We start from the raw sequence: 18,388 nt of genomic DNA on the forward strand, positions 1-18,388 counted from the left end.
CCATTTATGGCTGGGGTAGATGTCAAATTTAGCTTTGCTTAATCAAGGTCATGATATCACCCGAACTCCCACAGACTGGATGCCCTTAGATGCAACTGATGAAACCCAGTTGTTAGGGGCTACTGCTAAAGGAAGGTGTATTTTTACTTTCAATATCCGCGATTTTTTAGTTTTGGCACAAAGCTATCCTAACCATAATGGTATTATTTTAGCTGCCCAAAATAGTTGGAATTTATCTAGTTTGATTGCTGCTTTAAATTGTCTGCTTGTAGAGACACAAGCTGCTGACTGGATTGGTCAAGTGCGGTGGCTCAATCAATGGCAAAGATAAGAATTACTAATTGCGAATTAAGAATTATAATGAATCATTTCTGGCTACCTGCACCGACGGATTTAACTTTGCTACCGGATGAGATTCATGTCTGGCGTATAAACCTTGAGCAACCAGAAATACAACTGCAAAATTTAGCAGCAACTCTTTCCAGTGACGAAACGGCTCGTGCTGAACGGTTCTATTTTCAGGAACATCGACAGCGTTTCATTGCTGGTCGCGGCATCCTGCGAGCTATATTAGGCCGCTATTTAGGTATCCAGCCTTTACAAGTACAGTTTAATTATCAACAGCGTGGCAAACCAGTATTAGCAGATACATTTGCCGATAGTGGGCTGGCGTTTAACTTGTCTCATTCCCAAGGCTTGGGTTTGTGTGCGGTGAATTGCACTAGCCCAATTGGTGTAGACCTAGAATATATTCGCCCGATGTCTGATATTGAAGCTCTTGCCAAACGGTTCTTTTTACCGAGAGAATATGAAATGTTGCGATCGCTATCTCCCAATCAACAGCAAGAAGTATTTTTCCGTTACTGGACTTGTAAGGAAGCTTATTTAAAAGCAACTGGAGACGGACTATCCCAGTTAGAGCAAATTGAAGTATCTTTGACTCCCACAGAACCAGCCAAGTTACGGATAACTGAAGACTGGAGTCTTTTTGAACTAGTACCTGCTAACAATTATGTTGCTGCTGTTGCAGTGGCAAATTTAGGCTGGAATTTAAAGTCATGGCAGTACTGATGTAGACTAAGCTCATCTCCTGGATGAAACAAGAGAGATATTGTGGACAAATGACAAATGACCAATGACAACCAGCCTACTTATCCTCCTGCATATTTCTCACAATTTTTGTTACCAAGTTTCTAGGTACAAATCTGACGCTTTTTGCAAGTATTGCATTGAGTAAACCAGGAATGACAATGGTTTGACCCTTCATTAAGGCACGAAAACCAACTTCAGCTACTGTTCGTGCATCCATCATTCTCTTACCCTTGAGCAACTTAGAGTCAGCCATTCCGGTTCTTTCATGAAAAGCAGATGCGGTTGAGCCTGGGCAAAGAACTGTCACAGTGACACCAGTACCTTCTAATTCATTAGCGATCGCTTCTGAAAACGATAAGATATAAGCCTTAGTAGCAAAATAAACCGCCATTAAAGGCCCGGGTTGAAAAGCAGCAGCCGAGGAGACGTTTAATATCTTACCTTCACCTTGCTTTACCATGTGCTTCAGGAATAGCTTGGTTAAATGGGTGAGACACACCAAATTTACCTGTAGCATTTCCAATTCAGTAGCTAGGTCTGTTTCGTGAAATAATCCATAGATACCAAATCCAGCATTATTTACTAGCACATCAACATTAATATCGGCGAGTTGCAACTCCGTGAAAATTTCTTCAGGAGCCGTTGATATAGATAAATCCTTAACAATAGTTTTGACAAAAATTCCAAATTTTTCTTGGAATTTGGCTGCAATTTCTACTAGCTTTGACCCGTTTCTGTCTACTAAGACCAGATTGTAATCATGAGCAGCAAAAATACACGCTAATTCGTAGCCAATTCCACCGGCTGCGCCAGTAATAAGAGCAGTTTGTCTGCTCTGTCTTTGATGTGTTTTGTTCATGTAAGAATGTTGGTGAATTCAATTTGATGAAGCTGCGTTGCATTTACAGTGGTTCTTGTTCTACAATTTAGTATGCGTAATATCTGAACCTACAAGAAATATCTTGAGTTATTACCCTTTCAAATGCTTATGTGATGCATTGGATAAATGTAGCAGTCCAAACGCAAATTTAGGACTTATGCATCGAAGAAGTTAGGACTTAAAGGAGTTCGGTTATTTCAGACTGCTAGCATTTGGCTTTTGATCACTCACAAAAGCCAGCGGGTAAAATCAAACTTTTATGCTCGACATTAACCATTCTATCCTCAATTGCTTCTGTCAAGGGGTGAATACTAAAAATTTACATGATTGAGCATAAAAAAACAGGGCAATTATATTGCCGCTGTTGGTATATAAGTTGTTGCTGGCATCTCAAATATTAAATATTTAGCAGTACTGAGTTTTAAAAAACATCGACTAGATAAACTTGTTTTGTTGTAGTTGTAGGGTGTGTTACGGCTTCCGTAACGCACCGAAAGTATTCGGGATAGTGCGTTACGTTCCTAACACATCCTACGCAAGTTGTGAACTTCTAAGCGATATTTAAGAAACCGCTTTGAATCAAGTAAGCTGTATAAGTCATAAACAATTGAGAGTCAATGGGAGGACAAGCAATAGAACTGCCTGCCAATGCATGAAGAGTATCTTGGCAGCTAATATGGGGTCTTCTAGCTTGTAAGTACAAATCAGGAATAGTTAGTTGTTCATCAGACCAACGTTCTAGCAAAAATGGTCGCAGAGTGTACAAAGGGTTGTCAGCAGAAGTCACATTATTGATTAACTCAGATTGCCATTTTTCATAGGGAATCATCTCAACTGAATAACCAAAAGAGCGTATCCACTCAACTAGCATTTTCAAAGCGGCGGGTTGGGGATGTTGTAAATTGAAAGCCTTACCGATGGATTCTTTTTGGCGTGATAGATAAACGATCGCTTTACTTACATAGTCCACAGGTGACATATCCAACATATAATCTACATCAGGGAAATATCCCATTTGTAGACAGCCCTTGGTCATCAAGTTGATAAAGTCATGTGTGTTACAAATGCCTGTCTTGCTATCACCTGAAATCAGTGGTGGTCTGTGGATAGTTACAGGAAGCCCACGGTCACGAGCAATTTTAACTAACTTTTCAGCTACCCATTTAGTTTGTGAATAACCAAGATAAATACCTTCCCAATGATTGAATTCATCCTGTTCTTTGACAACCTTGCCAGCATAAGCAGTCGATTCAAAAACAGCCACACTAGAAACGTAATGTACAGGCTTGACTTTAACTTGACAAGCCAATCTCAAAACTTCTTGAGTGCCTAAAACATTGGCTGCCTTCAATGCTGAGTATGGGAAAACATAATTCAACAAAGCAGCACTATGATATATAGTATCAATATTTGCAGCTAAGATTTGAAACTGTTCTGAACCAATACCTAACAATGGTTGAGATAAATCGCCGACAATCGGAATAATTCTGGATGTAAATTCTTCCTGCCAAATAGCATACTGTTCTAGATTCTTTTGGAGTTTGCTTTTGCCTTCTTCGGCATTAGCAGCACGCACTAAACAATAGATATCCGCATTGGTTTCTTGTAGCAATTCCCGGATGATAAAAGCTCCTAAAAAGCCTGTTCCTCCAGTTAAAAAGATATTCTTGGGTTCACTTATAGCTACATTAGATGCCGCACCGGGATGGATGGTGGGGTCAAGAACAGCCTCAGCACCTAAATCTAGAACAGAGGGTGCAGCGTTGGCATTAGAGGCTACTACCTTTGTATCTTGAACGGGTGAACCTTCTTGCACTTCTTCAGCTAAACGCTGTGAAAGAGCCTCAATATTTGGGTAATGCCATAGCAGCAATGGAGAGGGTTGAAATCCGAGCAACTTTTCTAAGTTACTTACTAGAATCATTGCTTGGGCTGAATCCAAACCGTAGTTTTCTAAATGTTCTTTGACATCTATTTCATCAGTTGCTACGTCTAGCAATTTAGCTAAGTTAGATACCAAAAATATTTGAATATCGTCTGCGGTGAAAGACTGTTTTATAGTCATTTTTAAATCTCCAACAATGATGTAGAACGAACAGGGTGATACTGACTGTAATAATCGGAAGCTTGCAGCCCTTGAATTTTCAAATTTTGAACACGGTACAAAAAGGCTGCACCAGTCATAATTTGATTAGCAACATCAACTACACCACGATTATTCGGTTCAGACAGGTAGGAACCGCGTACCCAGTCATTGAAACCGCCCATTGCCGGGCCACACCAAATTTGATAATCGACTTCTCTACCTTTTTCACCAGAACTCGACCAGCGAGAAGATAATCCTAAATACCAACGGAAAATCAAGGCCATTTTCAGTTTAGGATTATTAACTGCTTTCCCAAGTTTTTCAGGATTCTTTTGGGATAAATAAGCCGCAGTTCCTTCCCATACTTCAGCAATAGTTTTGCGAAAAACTTGTTTTTCTAATTTCTGCCTTTCTGCCAAAGGAATCTCTTCAATGGAATCATAAGCGCGGTAGAGTTCAAATAATTTCTGCGCTCGCATGGGGAACATTGTACCCCGTTTGAGAACTTGCAATTTGACTCCCATTTCAAACATATCTGCTGCTGGGGCCATAATCATATCAGCCATTTCAGCTTGGGCTAGTAACTTTTTGGTATGTTCACAAGCCCCAGATTCAACACATGACTGATTAATGGAACCGGTCATTATATAAGCAGCACCCATCATGAAAGCTGCTAATGCTGATTGTGGTGTACCAATTCCCCCTGCAACACCGATTCTAATGGGTGTTTGGTAATGATATTGGGCTTGAATTTCATCTCGCAAGGCAATAATAGAAGGTAAAACACAAACCAGGGGACGGTTATCTGTATGTCCTCCAGAATCAGCTTCGACGGTAATATCATCAGCCATTGGAACTTTGGCTGCAAGAGTTGCTTGTAACTCAGTAATTAGCCCTTGTTCAAGAAGTTCTTTGATTATTCTGGCTGGTGCTGGTTGCAGAAATTTAGTCGCAACTTCTCGGCGAGAAATTTTCGCAATGATTTTATTTTTGATTTCAATTTGATTGGCGCTATTCAACCCCAATCCCGCAACACGGTAATAAACAATGTTGGGAGTCAAGTCGAGAAATGCAGATGCTTCTACTGTTCTCACTTGATATTTGAGATATAAATCTACAGCCCGGCGTTCAATCGCAGGTTCGTTGGGGCTGTGGATTAGATTAAATGCGTAGGGCCCTTGAGGTAAGGCTTGTTGAATGCGATTGATGGCTGCTTCCAAACGTTCTGGAGTTAAACCACCTGCACCAAAGGAACTCAAAATTTGTTCTTTTCCGAGTGCAATGACCATTTCTTCGGAAGCAATTCCGCCAGCCATTGCACCGGTAACGTAGGCATATTTTACTCCATGAGAGGAGAGAAAATTCGGATCTCCAAATTGTTGAATTCGGATTGGGGCGGCAAATGTTAGCAGTTCTACTTGTGCTGTTGTGCCATTATCACCAGGGGATAAATACCCCTCGTTGGTGACACCGATTTTTCCGGCAACTTTCACGATGTAGCAGGGTTTATTTAATACCATCAATTTATCTTTGATGGTTTGTTTCTCAAAAGATACTGTTTCTAAAGAACCTTTCCAAACTTGGTTTTTGTTATAAGACCAGGTGGAGAAGTTAAGACCATTATCGTGTTTACTTAGTACCGTATCTACGGTTGTCACGGTAGTTATCCCTCGGATTACAAACAATGGATGATAAAGTTGAAGAGTGTAGACTCTTTATATAGCAATCCTAAATCGTAAGTGAAAACTCCTCTCTTCCTTGGCGCTCTTGGCGTCTTGGCGGTTCGTTCATTTTCAAAACTTAGATAAGATTGCGATATAAATCTAAATTTTCATACCAATTTCCCATGAAGATGCACGTAATAATTTTTAAACGAACCGCCAAGACGCCAAGGACACCAAGGAAGAGAGGAGTTAAGAATTAGGCGGTGCGAGTTGAGAGAGATTTGGTATGAGATATTAAGATTCGTCGTTAAGCAAGTTTTGGGCGCAAGCTAGTTGTAATTGAATTATTTCGCTCATTTGCTGACTGTAATCTTGTCTAGCTTGTAAGAAGGCAGTGTGTGCTTTAGTTATCTTTGAATTATTAGCATTGAGCTTTTGATACTGGGTCTTATTTAAATCGAACATGCTGATGATGCTACTAATTTTTTGAGTTCTGACGGGTGGGAAAGAAACAGGAATTGGCTGTTTAATTGCGCTTGACTCAGAAGATTGTAATTGTTCTCTCGGTTCAAAAACGTTATCAATGATATTTTTCGGTTTTACTTCTTCTGGCTGAGGCAAGATGTTAGGGGAGTAATTTTCTTCTTGGGTTATTTGGTTGGAAGTGTTAAGAAAATCTGTGATTTCAGATTGTTGGACATTAGGTATATCTGGATGCTGTATTTTGAAGCGATCGCACTTAATATCCTCAACCAAATTTTCAACAATTTTGCGATTTTCATCACTCAGAATTGTAGCAGCGATCGCTTTTCCACCCAAGGTAACTGTTCTCAATGTTGCTTTATTTGAATTAGCAGTGTCTTGGGCTTTGCTATACAACGGTGATAAATCCACATTCACCTGATGACTGAGTAATTTTGCTAATGCTTTGACCATTGCAGCATGGTCATCCATCCCCCTACGATTCAGAGAAACTGTAATATGTTCTTTGTTGCCGAGAATTTTATCAATCCATCGTGAACAGACACTACCAGCACCCGCTTCTAAAAATATTCTGACTCCATCACCGTATACACGATTCACTAATTGTGGAAAATCAAGTTCTTGGCACAATCCTTTGGCGATGTTATGTGCGATCGCATCTCTTTCGAGTGCAACTGGTTGATAATCGGCGGCAGAATAAAACACAATTCCAGGAAGATTTTGTGATGGTAAGCTGTTTACCTTCTTGATTTCCTCGAACTGCGATCGCATCGCTTCACAATGTATCACATGGTCGAAGGGAGCGGGGAAATAATTGCAACCTAAAGTTGTAATCACTCGCTTACAGGCAGCATCTTCACCAGCAATTAATACTTCTTCTGGTGTGTTGATTTGAGTTAAGTAGACGCGATTCTCTTGTTTCAGGCATTCTCTAACTTGCGATGGAGTCGCCATGAGAACATAGGTATTCCAAAAATTGTTGTTTGGTGAATCGGTTAATCCCCAATATTCACGCACAGCATTTTTTGGCCCAGATAACTTATCGCCAAATAAAGGTGATGAGTTTAAGGTATTACTTCCACCCTCAAAATCACTCCAAACTCCTTGGGCAACCATCATACTAGTTTCACCCAAACTATACCCAAATACAGATTGTGGCTTGACTTGAAAATCATCTCGGAAAATTGCCGTCATGTATCTAGCAAAGGCGATTTCACTTTCAAACATTGCCAGTGAATCATCTAACAATTGCTTTTCGAGTGTTTCTAGTTGTCTAGTTGTCAATTTAGGTAAACTTCTGGGATAAACCAGTTTTTCAACATCGGCAGCCCGGTTGTAGAGATTGTTACTTTTTAAATCCTCGAAGACTTTCGGAAATAAGCGAAAAACAGTCCGACCAATGCCAATATAAGAATTGACTGCTGCGGGGTAAACGTAAGCAACTGCTCCAGTTTTACCCAATGGTTTTGCTGTGAAATAACTTCCTATTGGTGTTTGCCAATCTGTGCCGTTCTCAAAAGCATTATTTACACCTTTGCGGGCAGATTCAATTTCTTTTAGTAAATCTTTTGTGTTACGTCCTGTGATTGATAAGACGTATTTGGCATTAGGTTGCTGCTCAAAGGTAGCGAATGTTTGGCTGGCGGTAGCTGATAAAGAAGAACTGGCTTCAATAGATTTTTGGAGATGGTTAAGTAAATCTGGTATGGTGGAGCGATCGCTAACTGCGATGGGAAACAGATGAAAAGGCATTTGCTGCAAATATCTGTTGTCGCGCTCCTCTTGGCTGGGTTCTTCCGATAAGATTAAATGGGCGTAACTGCCATCTATACCCATGCTATTAATTGCTGCTATTCTGCGTGTACCGCCTTTATCGACAAACCAAGGTCTTGATTCCATCGCCACATAGAAAGGGCTACCTTCCCATACTTGCGGTGTTTTGACACCAGACCATTTTGGTGTGGCGGGAATATACCTGTAATAAAGACAGAGAGCAGTTTTGATTAAGCTAGCAATTCCCGATGCTGTATAGGTGTGGCCGATATTGGCTTTGACGCTGCCTAATGCACAGTGCAGACCATTGCCCACTTTCGGATATGCTTGGAGTAAACCTGTGATTTCGGCTTCATCCTCCTGGGGAACGCCACTACCGAAGACTTCCACATAGTTAACCTCTGTGGGTTGAATCTCCGCCATCTCGAAAGCTTGTTTGCAGACATTGCTGATAGCTGAAGCATCAGGTTTTACCAAAGCGTCACTCAAAGTAGAATTACCTTGTGCAAAACTCATGGCATCAATTACTGCATAGATGCGTTCGTTGTCTTCCTTAGCAGCTTCGTAGCGCTTGAGAACGACAGCACCCGCACCCTCGCCAACTGTCCAGCCATTGGCTTGCTGGTCATAACCCAACGTATTGACACCCGTATTAATTGGGGCAAATTGGCTGCGGAATAAGACATTTTCCACACCACCGGCTAAATCTACCGCACCAACAACCACCGCGTCTACTTCTCCAGTAGCGAGTAGCATTTGGGCAACTTCCAACGCTTTGAGGGCGGAATTTTCGCCAGCGCTGACGGTGAATGCAGGGCCAGTGAAATTCCACAAAGCAGAAATCCGACTCGCCATGATATTGGCGATGTGACTTACATATTCACCGATTTCTACTGGTTGGTGAATGCTATCTTTGACAATGGTTTCTAGTTGCGCCAGCTGTTGGGCAGGTAGAGAAATTCCTTGGTTGAGTAAGCCGTCCTTAACTTGCCAAGATAAATTCCATCTTTGCTGTAGCTGATGCACAGAGAATTCTGTCTCGGCGGCAACAATCACAGCCACATTGCCACCCTCCTGTAGTTTCGCATCTTTCACGGCGCGATCGCTAACTTTCAAGAGTAACAATTGTTGTGGGTTTAATTTCTCTATCTCATTCGGTGGGATTTTGCACGATAAAGTATCGATTTCAAAATCCTTGATATATGCCCCTACTGGTGCTTTACCGTCTGCTAAACCATACTCTTTCAGGACATTTTCTTGATTTTCTATACCATGCCATCTTTGAGGCGGTAGAGAAGTAAAATGTTGTGTTCCATCATAAATGCTGCGTTCAAAAGCATCTAAACCATTGCAGTTACCAAAAAAGGCATCCATGCCAACAATGGCGACTTTGGTAGGTGGAACAGGTGGAGTTGATTCAACTGATTCTGCTGTAGTTCCTTGTTCTAAAATCAGATGAGAATTAGTGCCACCAAAACCAAAAGCGCTAATAGCTGCCCGTTTAATTGGTGCATTATTATTAGGCCATGTCGTAGCTGTTCTAACAATCTTATCGGCGGAGATTGTACCTTTTTCTGATGTTAAAGGTTCCGAAACATTCATGGTTGCTGGAATTACACCATGAGACATACTCAAAATCACTTTAGTCAAGCCAACCATACCAGCAGCAGTTAGCAAGTGACCAGTATTTGCCTTAGCAGAACCCACTAGAGGCGCAGCTTGATGTTGACCAAAGAATGTTTCGATAGAGTTGAATTCGGTTGTATCTCCTAGCAATGTGCCAGTGGCGTGACACTCTAGATAATCGATGCTTTTTGGACTAAAATTTGCCTCATTATAGGCTCGTTCAAAAGCTAAGGTTTGTCCTTTAGGATTCGGACTTAATAAATGCTTCCCTTTGCCATCATTCGAGAGTCCATTACCGCAGATGGTAGCAAGAATATTATCGCCATCTCTAACGGCATCAGAATATCTCTTCAGCATCACCATCCCAACACCATCGGCGGGAATTAGCCCTCTAGAAGACTTATCTAAGGGACGGCTAATACCGTTTTCTGCATACCCTTGAACACCGGAAAATAACATCCGCACGAATAAGGAATCAGCACAACTGATGGCTCCAGCTAACATGACATCAGCTTTATGTGACCATAAATAATGAGATGCTAATTTAATAGCATAAAATGATGAAGAGCAAGCGGCATCCAGACATAAATTAATCTGGGATAGAGATAAAGCTTGAGCAACGATAGATGCTGGCAAGCCAGATATCATCGCATTGTATAAAGACGCTTTAGTTGCACTTGGGACAGCTAAATCAAAATCTTCATACTGCAAAAGTTCTCTGACAGCAGGATTAATAGCTTTCTGGTAAATTGGAGAGAATAATTGATTAGATAATTTTGTTGGGAATGACAAATTACCTAAAATTACGCCGCATTTTGCCAGAACAGTTTGATTACCCCAATAACCACTCTGTAAAATTGCTTGTTTGGCGGCATACAATGACCATTTGAAGGTGTTATCTAAGCCATCAACAAATTCTGATGGTAGATTGTATTCGCTAGGATTAAATTGAAAGTTGCGGATGTAACCGCCTTTGAGGGAATAGGTTTTGTCTGGTGTACCTTTAACTGGATTGTGAAAGATTGTCGGATCTACTCCGATTTCTTCGACGGTTGCAGAGGATGTCGAATCTTTTTGATTAACGATGTTTTGCCAGTATTCTTCAGGATTCTTTGCATCGGGGAATAGGCATGATAATGCGATGATGGCTATTTTTTCCACGATTTATATGCTCCGAGTTTGGGTATTTAGCAAGAGATAATTAAAAGGCAGGATTTACGCTGTTCCCCAAACTTTGAAGTGGCAAGTTATAGCAATCCTATTTTAGTTGCGAAATTTGCTGTTTTTAATCGAACCACAGAGGCGCAGAGAGCGCAGAGAGAAGAATAAAGAGAGCTTTTACAACTGATTTAGGACTGCTATATGGATGTTGAGTGGTAAAGGAAGATTATTAGCTTCTAAGCATTTTCATTGACCAAATAATGGCATGAGCGCCGAGCATTCGTGAATAGATTTTTCCCTGGCGGTCGTGTATGATAAAGTTTGCGATCGCACTACTTGGTGTCTTAGATAGTACTTCACACGAAACGTAAAATGTTTCGTTATGTGGTATCATTGCAAACTGTTCAAATTTTTCGACTTTTCCTGGTAAACAACCTTCTTCATGAAAGTGTTGTGTCCAAATCCATAAGGCGTGCATACTCAAGTCAGTTGTGTAAGGATTAACCCATTGCACCGGGAATTGTCCTTGTTGCTGTGCGCTAAGTTCTGGCCACAGACATTCTGTAGTGATTTTTTCAGGGCTGATGTTTAAAACTCTCTTAACTTCTTGAAAACCGGGGCCGTGAAATAATGTAGCCCCACCATTTTGGTAAAAATCTTTTCCTGTAGCGGTGATGATATTATCTTCTTCGAGATTGAGAGATTCATAAGTGGGTATATCTGGGATTTCTCGCTGGAGATTTAGTTGAGCGCTAAAATGAAAATGGATTCTTCCTTCTGGGTTTTTACTTGAGATTCTGGCTTTAAGTTCGATTCTTTCAAGATTAACTTTAGAAACTTCTTCTATTTCTAAAAGATGTTCCTTAGCTAATGTTTCATTGAAAGTAATCCCCTTCAAAACTTTAAAATCTTGGTAATTGAACAATCTGTAACCTGGACATAATTGTTCACAAGCATTGATAATCCAAGTCATTGCACAAGTTGCTGGTAAAACTGGAGAACCAGCAATAGTATGATCGTGCAAAAATGGATTAGCCTCCAATGTCATTTGGCGACGAATACGATGGGTTCGTAGTTCTGAATCTAACTCCGCCCCCAGTGGAACTAATGGGCTACCAATAACAACTTGTGCGGTTGCATGATTGGCGTTATCCATTTCTTTAACCAGCATTTTTGCCCCGACTGCAATGGGAATTATATCGATTTTCCGTTCTTGAAAAATCTTCTTTAATTCTGCTGTCACCATCCCACTATCCCAAGCACCCCAGTTGATAGCGACTACGTGACATGAGGGATATTGTTGCTTAAAAATATGGGCTGATTTGTTCAGAATTTCATTTGCGATCGCATAATCAGATTGTCCGGGATTTCCGTAAAAGCCTGTTACGGAAGAAAACAAAACTAAATGCTGAAGTTGATTAGGATTGACGCAAGTTAGCAGGTTTTCTAAACCTTGAACTTTGGCGGTGTAAACCTTTTCAAAATCCTCTTCTGTTTTCTTTTCAATTAACTTATCAGCTAAGTTTCCCGCGCCGTGGATGATTCCGGTAATTGGGCCCTGATGTTGTACAGCAGTGGCAAGTTTTTCTTGTAAAGCTGGCGTATCTGTAACATCAACACTGATATATTCTGCTTTAGCTCCGGTTTTTTCAATTGCTGCTAGGGTCTTTTTAATCTCGCGGCTGGAGGTAATTTTGTTATATATTTTTTGTACATTCATGGGTGTGGGCTTCTCTCCTTGAGAAAGAAGATTTTCCATGATGCATTTTTTCAATGCTGATTCATCGGAATTTTGAGCATAATCTGGCTCGGTTTTTAATAGTTCGGAGCGACCAAGGAGGATGAATTTGCAGGGTTGCTGTTGGGCTAATCTGATAGTACACTCAGCCGTAATCCCTTTTGCACCGCCGCTCACGACAAAGACAGATGATGGACTAAGCTGGGCTGTTTGTGTCATAAATCCTCGTGAATAACTGCATGATTTGGGGGAGAAGATTTAATTCTTTTTACGAACCGCCAAGACGCCAAGAACGCCAAGGAGGAGGAAGAGGTAGTTTTGCAATACTGCTCGGTTAAGTATTTCTTTGTTCTCTCTGCGTCCTCTGCGCCTTGGCGGTTCGTTAAAAAATGAGTTTTTTAGCCGGAACGAGTTTAATCGGCGATAATGGTGACTCGCCCTTGTGAGCCGTAGCCAACTTCACTTATATAAAGGTTGGGATCGTGAAGTTCGGCGATGATGTTTTGTACTGACTGTTTAGCGTCAAGTCTGGGGCTTAGGTCGATCGCACGAGTGAAAACTTTGGGCCATTCCCATCTCAGGGTTTTGGTTAATCCAAATAAACCAGCGCCGATCGCACCAAAGTTAACTTTGTACTCTAAACCGAAGGCTCCATCAAGGTGAGCAACTGTGCAGAAACAACTACGTCCATGCTTTGCGGCTTCGTTGAGAGAGGGTTTCAGGTGTTTTGCCATCAAAAATACGTGCTTGACGATCGCCTTTTCTGATGCGTTATAAGAAATACTCCCGGTGTGATTTCCTACAAACATTGGATGGAGGTGGATGAAGGCCCCAATCGCTCCGCAGTGAGATGCGATCGCTTGCAATTGTTGTTGAAGATGTTCTTCACTCAAATTTGCTAAGGTGACGCGGGTTACTCCTGTGGGTAAGGGCGCTTGCTGGGCGATGAGCGATTGGGGAAAGCTGATAACTACTACTTTCCAGCCTTTCTCGATTAGGGATTCAGTTAATTTATAAGTGGTGAGGGAACCATCATCGGTAATTAAACCGATGTGTCCCTCTGGTAATGTGAAATCCAAGTAATCGGGCTGTGGTAGACTTCTGAGTTTGACGAGATGGCGCTGGATATTATGCTCTAATTCATGTTCTAATTGGGGTGGCTGCTGTTGGACAAACTCAGGCTCAGACTTTTTTTTTTCACCTCCAGCTAACTGCTGTAGGTAATCGACTATTTGACCGATGGTGCGGAGGTCGCCGAGTTCTTCGATATTCGGTTTGGGTAAGTTGGGGTACATTTCTTGCATCGCCCCTAAGATTTCTACCCGTTTAATCGAGTCAATCCCCAAGTCGGCTTCCATGTCCATTTCCAGTTCCAGCATCTCCACTGGATAGCCGGTCTTATCGCTGGTGATGGCTAACAGGGTTTCGCCTAAGTTTGCAAATTCATCACTTGTAGCAGGTTCTGGTTCTGGGGTGAATGCGACAACTACGCTTGGTTCAGGTGCAATGACTACCTCAACTACAGGTGCAGCCTCTACTGAAATCTCCGTTGCTTGTTGTACTTCGTGAACTGCAATTTCTACAGTAATACTTTTGGAAGCGTGCGATTGCAGATACTCTACAACTTGACCGATGGTGCGTTTTTCTGACAGTTCTTCTAAATTGGGCTTGGGTAGGTTGGGGTACATTTCTTGTAGCGCCCCTAAGATTTCCACCCGTTTGATGGAGTCAATTCCTAAATCCGCCTCCATGTCCATGTCCATTTCCAGCATTTCGACTGGGTAGCCGGTCTTGTCGCTGGTGATGGCTAACAGGTTTTTATCCAAGTCAACAATATCGATGGTTGCATTAGATACGGGTGCTGGTTCTGGGGTAAATGCAACAACTTCCTCAACTGGGGGTGAGCTAATTTTGACTACAACCTCAGCTTGAGGTTCTACAACTGGGACAGGTGGCGCGACTACAGGCTCTACAGTGGCGAAGTGCGGAGTGGGAAGTAGAGAGGCGATTGATCGCGTCTCGATCGCTCGCGTCTCTGGGGATACAGGAGTTTCAACTACAGGCTCTACAGCAGACGGGAGAGGTTCTTGAGTAACATTTAAGCCGTTTTTAGCTACAGGCTCAGTTACAGGCAAAGGCTGGCTTTCTACTATCTTGGTAGTAGCGGGTAATGGTGCATCACTAACAGTTGTTTCTGTTGTGAATGGGATGAAATTGCTTATCTCTGTTAGTTGGGTTGCTCCATCACCAGAGATGATTTGAGAATATTCTTGCTGGATGAGTTGGAAAAAGCTTTTAGTATATTCCAACTGCTCTTGAAGATATTGCTCATGGATGCGTAGAGTTTCACCTTGTTGGGAATGAAACTGCATCATGCTACGCTCTAAGCTTTCCATGACAACTAGCTTCATTTTGGCAGTTTCGGCTGTTGATTTACTTTCACTCAACAAGGAATTCTGCTGCTGCATCAGTTGGAAAAACGCTTTAGCGTATTCCATTTGATGGTTGAGATAAGTACCGTGAACTTGTAAATTCTCGGCTTGATTTTCCTGGAACTGTGTCAGGAGATATTCTAAACTTGCTAAAAGTTGTTCGTAATTTGTAAGTTTTTCTGGTGTTGGTTGCATCTTAGATTCCTGGACTGGTTGTGACAGGGTAACAGGATTCATTTGTTGCTCTGTTTGGGTGATGACACCGTTCATTGTTGCGGTGGATTTCTTATGTCCGTTAGTCTCGATCGCTGCAAGAGTTGGAGTCACACCTGGGCTGCTAAATAAAGGAACCGCATCAGAATATTCGGGGGTGGGTAATGTGACTTTATGCCCATCCTGCAAAGCTAGAGCGAAGGCATTTTTCGTTTTTTCGGATCTGTAGTTTATCCCGTTTAAACGCACATTTAATGTCTTCTTCGTCTCAATTGGGGGGATAGTTTGGGGAAGTTGGTAAGGATCGAGGTTATTCAAAGCCAAACCAATCACACGTAATTGCACAACTGCTTCTCGCAAAGAGCGATCGCTATTCTTTTGAGTGCTGGGGTTCAAAGATACGGTGATGTGAGGGCGATCGCCAAGAATCTCTTTTACCAAGTTGCTAAGAATTCTCCTCGGCCCAAATTCCACAAAGCAAGTACCACCCGCCGCATAGATATTTTCAATTTCCTGTTTAAACAGCACTGAGTTAGAAAGGTGCGTTTCCAGAATCTTTTGAATACCTTGAGCTTCCTTGGGATACTGCTTACTGGTAACGTTGCTGTAAACAGGGATTTTGGGACTTTGGAATTTGACAGACTTGGTAGCGATCGCAAAGGATTTCTGAGCAAAGGCAATTAGCGGTGTATGGAACGCTGCTGAAACAGGTAACAATACAGCTGTATATCCTTTCTCGTGTAAAATCTCTCTGACTTTCGCTATTTCTGCGGTGGGGCCAGCCAAGACAAATTGAGTTGGAGAATTTTGATTAGCGATCGCAACTTGGGGAAAATGTCTGATTACTGCTTCAACTTTGCTGATGTCTTCTTTGACAGCCAGCATACTTCCCGCATCATGATCTGGATCTTCGGGTGCAGCCATTGCTTGACCCCTAGCTTTCACTAAGAACAAGTAATCTTCGGTACTCAAAACTCCCGCAGCCCACAAAGCTGTTAGTTCCCCAAAGCTGTGACCGGCAACAAAATCTGACTTAAATCCAGCTTGTTGCAGTATGCTGTACATCCCTGCACTCAACACCCCGATGGCTGGTTGAGCGTATTCTGTGCGTTGCAAGGCAGCAATTTGGACATTTTTTTCTGCCTCTCCAAACACAGGATGAGGAAAAACGATTTCTGACAACGGCTGCAAATTATCTTTGAGCAACAGGCTATCCATATAACCATGAAGACGGCGCATCAAAGGAAAATTCATCACCAGTTCGCGTCCCATCTCCAAGTATTGCGAACCTTGTCCAGAAAATAGAGAGACAACTTTTCCGCCCAACTCCATACCAGAGGCGCGGTAATAAATCCCTTGGGGATGTTCCCAAGATGCGGCTGTTCCTTTAAGTTTTAGCCAGTCAATGCTAGTTTGCAGGAACTTGCAAGCTTCTTCGAGATTTTCAGCTACAAATCCAAATCGGGGAGCAGAAAGCGGAATTTGTTGTGATTTGCACTCATTGACTAATTGTGCGTAATGTGTAGAGGCATCTGGTGAACGCAACTTACCTAAAATCTCTTCCGACTTGCTCAACAATTGCTCTACTGTGGGAGCAAACAACAATATTTCATTAGCACCACTGTGTAAGCGGTAAGCGTGGTTTTGTTCAGCTTCATATTCTTCCAAAACAACGTGATAGTTGGTTCCACCAAATCCAAAGGAACTTACACCCGCACGTCTTGGCGCTTCCCCTTCTGGACGAATCCAAGGTCTAGTTTCAGTATTCAAATAAAAGGATGAATTTTTAATGTTGAGTTTGGGATTTGGCTCAGTGATGTTAATTGTCGGCGGTAATACTTTGTGATGTAAAGCCAAAGCAGTTTTAATCAAACTCGCCGCACCCGCAGCCGCTTTTGTGTGTCCGATTTGTGATTTCACACTACCCAAAGCAATGTGCTGCTTTTTGTGATCGTGTACATCAAAGAAGTCTTTTAAAGAACCGAATTCTGTCGGATCTCCAGCCATTGTACCAGTGCCATGTGCTTCCATCAAACCAACGGTAGCGGGAGAAAAACCGGCATCTTCATAAGCACGTTCTAAAGCTTTAACTTGGCCTTCTTTGCGCGGAGCATAAATGCTCTTGTAACGCCCATCGCTGGAAGTACCAATACCTTTAATTACGGCATATATTTTATCGTTGTCCCGTTCAGCATCTTCTAACCGTTTCAGGACAATCATCCCGATACCTTCACCCAGCATCATCCCATCAGATTTAGCATCAAAAGGTTTGACATTTTCACTAGGAGAAACCGCCGGTGTTTTGCTGAATGAGATGTAAGCCATGATGGTGTTATCGGTATCAACACCACCAGTCAGCATCATATCAGAACGATGCTCAACTAGCTCACTAATTGCCATTTTTAAAGCACCGAAAGAACTAGCGCAAGCCGCGTCAACTACACAATTCATCCCGCCAAAATTCAGGCGATTGGCAATTCTACCCGCGACTACGTTAGCTAGCATTCCAGGGAAAGCGTTCTCATCCCACTTCACATAAGCGCTTTTGATTTTCTCAACTATTTTTTGGGTATCTTCATCAGATAAACCACTGCTTTTGAGAACTTTTTCCCAAATCGGATATTCCAACCTGGCAGAAAGTGGCATTCCTAATTGCTTGGCCATCGCCACGCCTAAGATTACGCCAACAGTTTCGCGGCTAAACTCACGTTTTTCGCCATAACCTGCATCTTCCATCGCCTCTTTTGCAACTACTAAACTTAATAGTTGCGATACATCTGTGACTTCTAAAATGCTCGGTGGTATGCCGAATTCCATCGGGTTAAAATCTACCTCTGGAAGAAACCCGCCTCTTTTACAGTAGGTTTTATCTTCAGTAGTTCTGGGATTGGGATCGTAATAATCTTCGACGCTCCAGTGAGTCGAAGGAACATCAGTAATACAGTCAATTTTGTTTACTATATTTTGCCAGTATTCCCGCAAATTTCTGGCTTGAGGCAATAGAGAAGCCATCCCAACAATGGCTATAGGATTGTGTTGTAATTGTCTGTTAATTTTGTTGATTGACACTGATTTATCTGATTTATCTGACTTCATGTTTTTTTCCTCTATAGACTTCATCACAGCCTTTTCACAATTATTGATAAGGCTTTCTAACTCCGCTAATGCAGTATCAATCGAATAAGCAGACATAGGGCATAGTTAGTACTGTGGATTGTGTAGCTACAGTAATTCTGTTGC

8 protein-coding genes are annotated in these 18,388 nt (G+C 42.0%); 2 read left to right on the plus strand and 6 right to left on the minus strand.

From position 1 onward, the window contains the following. The first annotated feature begins 19 nt into the window (after window positions 1-19). Together D1367_RS28290 and hetI are read left to right on the plus strand one after the other, a co-directional pair. The gene (locus D1367_RS28290) at window positions 20-331 is read left to right on the plus strand and encodes a DUF5615 family PIN-like protein (protein ID WP_118170361.1); all 312 of its coding nucleotides are present in this window, start codon (window positions 20-22) and stop codon (window positions 329-331) included. A 29-nt stretch (window positions 332-360) separates the two neighbouring features. Continuing rightward, entirely contained in the window at window positions 361-1,071 is a 711-nt protein-coding gene (hetI, locus tag D1367_RS28295; protein ID WP_118170366.1) for a 4'-phosphopantetheinyl transferase HetI, read from the plus strand. 76 nt (window positions 1,072-1,147) lie between these two features. Here hetI and D1367_RS28300 read toward each other — a convergent pair whose 3' ends face one another. The 6 genes from D1367_RS28300 to D1367_RS28325 form a co-directional block, all read right to left on the minus strand. Continuing rightward, the gene (locus D1367_RS28300) at window positions 1,148-1,951 is read right to left on the minus strand and encodes an SDR family NAD(P)-dependent oxidoreductase (RefSeq protein ID WP_118170371.1); all 804 of its coding nucleotides are present in this window, start codon (window positions 1,949-1,951) and stop codon (window positions 1,148-1,150) included. 571 nt (window positions 1,952-2,522) lie between these two features. Continuing rightward, on the minus strand, window positions 2,523-4,037 hold the full coding sequence (locus D1367_RS28305; RefSeq protein WP_118170375.1) for a thioester reductase domain-containing protein: 1,515 nt from the start codon (window positions 4,035-4,037) through the stop codon (window positions 2,523-2,525). A gap of 2 nt (window positions 4,038-4,039) precedes the next feature. After that, complete coding sequence (locus tag D1367_RS28310) at window positions 4,040-5,716, minus strand: PfaD family polyunsaturated fatty acid/polyketide biosynthesis protein (RefSeq protein WP_118170379.1); 1,677 nt, start codon at window positions 5,714-5,716, stop codon at window positions 4,040-4,042. 300 nt (window positions 5,717-6,016) lie between these two features. Continuing rightward, window positions 6,017-10,765: a PfaB family protein gene (locus tag D1367_RS28315; protein WP_118170384.1), complete on the minus strand. Its 4,749-nt coding sequence runs from the start codon at window positions 10,763-10,765 to the stop codon at window positions 6,017-6,019. A 229-nt stretch (window positions 10,766-10,994) separates the two neighbouring features. Then, a complete protein-coding gene (locus D1367_RS28320; RefSeq protein WP_118170389.1) occupies window positions 10,995-12,722 on the minus strand; it encodes an SDR family NAD(P)-dependent oxidoreductase in 1,728 nt (575 codons plus the stop codon). A gap of 194 nt (window positions 12,723-12,916) precedes the next feature. Next, on the minus strand, window positions 12,917-18,340 hold the full coding sequence (locus D1367_RS28325; RefSeq protein WP_118170392.1) for a type I polyketide synthase: 5,424 nt from the start codon (window positions 18,338-18,340) through the stop codon (window positions 12,917-12,919). Between the last annotated feature and the right edge of the window lie 48 nt (window positions 18,341-18,388).

Source organism: Nostoc sphaeroides, from assembly GCF_003443655.1.
Taxonomy (GTDB): domain Bacteria; phylum Cyanobacteriota; class Cyanobacteriia; order Cyanobacteriales; family Nostocaceae; genus Nostoc; species Nostoc sphaeroides.